4 protein-coding genes are annotated in these 4,180 nt (G+C 68.1%); all 4 read left to right on the plus strand.

The window, feature by feature from the left end:
• On the plus strand, nucleotides 1–87 hold an 87-nt coding region (locus tag AC2VON_RS03350; RefSeq protein WP_486951675.1), incomplete at its 5' end, for a hypothetical protein.
• A gap of 23 nt (nucleotides 88–110) precedes the next feature.
• The gene (locus AC2VON_RS03355; protein WP_486951672.1) at nucleotides 111–1,466 is read left to right on the plus strand and encodes a hemolysin family protein; all 1,356 of its coding nucleotides are present in this window, start codon (nucleotides 111–113) and stop codon (nucleotides 1,464–1,466) included.
• Nucleotides 1,459–2,553 (plus strand): hemolysin family protein, encoded by a 1,095-nt coding sequence (locus tag AC2VON_RS03360; protein WP_486951673.1) that lies wholly within the window; start codon nucleotides 1,459–1,461, stop codon nucleotides 2,551–2,553. The genes AC2VON_RS03355 and AC2VON_RS03360 overlap by 8 nt, the downstream gene beginning before the upstream one ends.
• Before the next feature lie 147 nt (nucleotides 2,554–2,700).
• Nucleotides 2,701–4,180 (plus strand): malate synthase G (locus AC2VON_RS03365; protein ID WP_486951674.1); only part of this gene is annotated, 1,480 nt, incomplete at its 3' end.

The raw sequence follows: 4,180 nt of genomic DNA on the forward strand, positions 1-4,180 counted from the left end.
CTGGCCGAACTGCACGAACGAGCGGTGCTGGGGGTGCAGTCGGCGGCCGGGTTCGCCGAGGGCCATCCGCTGCCGTTCGGCTGGTAGCACGGCTTGACCGGGAGCGCCCGATGACCATGATCGCCAGCCTGCTCAGCCTGCTGGCCTTCGCGGTGCTCACCGTCGGCACCGCGGTGTTCGTCGCGGCCGAATTCTCGCTGACCACTCTCGAACGCAGCACCGTCGATGCCAACGCGCGTCGCGGCGCCCGCCGCGACATCTACATCCAGCGCGCGCACCGTACGCTGTCGTTTCAACTGTCCGGCGCGCAGCTGGGCATCTCCATCACCACGCTGGCCACCGGCTACCTCGCCGAACCGGTGCTGGCCCGGTGGCTGCGCACCGGCATCACGGCCCTCGGTCTGCCCACGGGGATAGCCGGGCCGGTGGCGTTGTTTTTCGCGCTGGTGCTCGCGACATCGCTGTCGATGGTCTTCGGCGAGCTGGTGCCGAAGAACCTGGCGGTGGCGCGGCCACTGCCGGTCGCGCGTGCAGTGGCCGGCCCGCAGTTGCTGTTCTCGCGGGCGTTCACCCCCGCCATCCGGCTGACCAACGGGACCGCGAACCGCATGCTGCACGCGCTGGGCATCGAGCCCGCCGACCGATTGGCCTCGGCCCGCTCGCCGAGGGAGCTGGCGTCGCTGGTTCGCAGTTCGGCACGCAGCGGCGCCCTCGATGAAGCCACCGCGGCGCTGGTGGACCGGTCACTGCGGTTCGGTGCCCTGACCGCCGGCGAGCTGATGACACCGCGATCCAAGATCGTCGCGCTGCAGTCCGACGACACCATCGCCGATTTGGTCGCGACCGCCACCGATACCGGATTCTCCCGCTTCCCCGTGGTCGCGGGCGACCTCGACGAGACGATCGGCATCGTGCACGTCAAGCAGGTGTTCGACGTGCCCGCCGCCGAACGGGCGCGCACACTGGTCACCGCGGTCGCACAGCCGGTGGCGGTGGTGCCCTCCACGCTCGATGGTGACGCGGTGATGGCAGCGATCCGCGACGGTCACGCCAGCGGCCTGCAGGCCGTGCTGGTCGCCGACGAGTACGGCGGCACCGCCGGCATGGTGACGCTGGAGGATTTGGTCGAGGAAATCGTCGGCGACGTCCGCGACGAACACGACGACGCCACCCCCGACGTGGTGGCTGCGGGCGCCGGGTGGCGGGTCTCCGGCCTGCTGCGCATCGACGAGGTGGCCGCAGCTACCGGTTACCGGGCTCCCCCGGGGGGATACGAAACCATCGGCGGCCTGGTGCTGCAACGGCTCGGTCACATTCCGCACGACGGCGAATCGGTCGAACTGGCCGTGTTCGACCCGGATGAGCCCTCGGACCATCCTGGTCGATGGCGGGCCACCGTCACCCGAATGGCGGGCCGCCGCATCGACGTAGTGGAGCTGACCGAGCTGCGGACCGTCGATGGATGACGTGCTGGAGGTGTTGCTGACCGCGCTGCTGATCGCCGGCAACGCGTTCTTCGTCGCTGCCGAGTTCTCGCTGATCTCCGCACGCCGGGACCGGCTGGAAGCAATCGCCGAACAGGGCAGGCAGAGCGCGCTCACGGTGATCCGCGCCGGTGAGCGGCTGCCGCTCATGCTGGCCGGGTTTCAGCTGGGTGTCACCGTGTGCTCGATCCTGCTCGGCCGCATCGGCGAGCCCGCCCTCGCCGACCTGCTGGACCGCCCGTTGGCGCTGATCGACATCCCGGACACGCTGGTGGACACCGTGTCGTTCGTCGTCGCCCTCTCGGTCGTGGTGGTGCTGCACGTGCTGTTCGGCGAGATGGTGCCGAAAAACATCACCCTCGCCGGCCCGGAAAAAGCGGCGATGCTGCTGATCCCGCCGTACCTGCTCTACGTAACGGCCGCTCGCCCCTTCATCGTGTTCTACAACTGGTGCGCCAACGTGGCGATGCGCGCATTGCGGGTGCAGCCCGAGGACGAGCTGGCGGTCACGGTCTCCACCGTCGAGTTGAGCGACATGATCGCCGAGTCGGTCTCGGCGGGTCTGCTGGATCCCGAGGAGTACACCCGGCTCACCCGCGCGTTGCAGATCCGTACCCGGGTCGTCGCCGACGTCGCGGTCCCGGTGCGCGACATCTATGCGGTGCCGGTCGCGGCCACCGGTTGCGGACCTAGCGTCGCAACGGTCGAGCGGGCCCTGGCGCAGACCGGCTACTCCCGGTTCCCGGTGGTCGACGTGGGAGATCGAGCCGGTGAGTTCGTCGGTTATCTGCACATCAAGGACGTGTTGTCGCTGGGTCTGCTAGACGCCCCGGGCGCTCCAGACGCCCCAGACACCCTGGTCGACCGGTCGTCGGTGCGCCCCCTGCCCCGGGTTCCGGCGTCGCTGCCACTGCCCGAGGCACTGGCGCGGCTGCGCCGCAGCAACAGCCACCTGGCGTTGGCTGTGGCAGACAACGCAGCCGACGGTCGCGTGGTCGGAATGGTCACACTGGCGGATCTGGTCGAAGACCTGGTCGGCACGGTTTACGACGGAACCCACCGTGCCTGACATCGTCGAAGCCACCGGCGGCCGACGTCGGTGCACAACCCGCTGGTGCGGGTCGCCGGATGGGGATAACCGCAGTACCGGGCGGTAGGGTGGTTCATTGCCGACGAGGCTCAACGGGGCTGACAGGGGTTAAAAGAGAGGGCACGCATGACCGACCGGGTGTCAGTGGGCAACCTGCGGGTGGCCCGGGTGCTGTACGACTTCGTGACCAACGAAGCCCTGCCCGGGACCGGCATCGACGCCGACAGTTTCTGGGCGGGTGTGGACAAGGTCGTCACCGACCTGACGCCTCGCAACGAGGAATTATTGGCACGCCGTGACGAGCTGCAGGCCCAGATCGACAAGTGGCACCGCCACCGGGTGATCGAGCCGATCGACCCCGATGCCTACCGGGCGTTCCTCACCGAAATCGGCTACCTACAGCCCGAGCCCGACGATTTCACGGTCACCACGTCGAACGTCGACGACGAGATCACGACGCAGGCCGGTCCGCAACTGGTGGTCCCGGTGCTCAACGCCCGGTTCGCGCTGAACGCCGCGAATGCCCGGTGGGGGTCGCTGTACGACGCGCTGTACGGCACCGACGTCATCAACGAGGCAGACGGCGCCGAGAAGGGCACCGGATACAACCCCGTGCGCGGCACCAAGGTGATCGCCTACGCCCGCAAGTTCCTCGACGACTCGGTGCCGCTGGGCAATGGCGCGTGGACCGAGGCCAAGAGCTTCGCGGTCGACGACGGCCGGCTGGTGATCACCCTGGCCGACGGGCTGGAGACCACCCTGGCGGCGTCCGACCAGTTCGCCGGCTACACCGGGCCGACCGAGTCGCCGTCGTCGGTGCTGCTGGTCCACCACGGCCTGCATATCGAGATTCTGATCGACAGCCGGTCACCAATCGGTGCGACCGACACCGCGGGGATCAAGGACGTGGTGCTGGAATCGGCGGTCACCACCATTCAGGATTTCGAGGACTCGGTGGCCGCCGTCGACGCCGACGACAAGGTGCTGGGCTACCGCAATTGGCTGGGTTTGAACCGGGGCGACCTGGCCGAGCAGGTCGATAAAGGCGGCGAGTCCTTCACCCGGGTCTTGCGCCCTGATCGGGAGTTCACCGCCGCCGACGGCGGCACGCTGACACTCCCGGGCCGCAGCCTGATGTTCTGCCGCAACGTCGGTCATCTGATGACCAACGACGCCATCGTTTACACCGCCGACAATGGTGAGCTCCGAGAGGTCTACGAAGGCATCCAGGACGCGCTGTTCACCGGCCTGATTGGAATCCACGGGCGCAAGACCGGCGGCGAGAACGGGCCGCTGCTCAACAGCCGCACGGGATCGATCTACATCGTCAAACCCAAGATGCACGGCCCCGACGAAGTCGCGTTCACCTGCGAACTGTTCAGCCGGGTCGAAGACGTGCTGGGGCTGCCGCAGGCCACCATCAAGGTCGGCATCATGGACGAGGAGCGGCGCACCACCGTCAACCTGAAAGCGGCCATCAAGGCCGCCGCCGACCGGGTGGTGTTCATTAACACCGGCTTTTTGGACCGCACCGGCGACGAGATCCACACCTCGATGGAGGCCGGGCCGATGGTGCGCAAGGCCGCCATGAAGACCCAGCCGTGGA

The sequence above is a fragment of the Mycobacterium sp. TH-M82 genome, assembly GCF_057473605.1.

What these genes read in the sequence shown, in the direction of transcription:
- AC2VON_RS03355 (WP_486951672.1), top strand. Translation starts at nt 111, where the DNA reads ATGACCATGATCGCCAGCCTGCTCAGCCTGCTGGCCTTCGCGGTGCTC.
- AC2VON_RS03360 (WP_486951673.1), top strand. Translation starts at nt 1,459, where the DNA reads ATGGATGACGTGCTGGAGGTGTTGCTGACCGCGCTGCTGATCGCCGGC.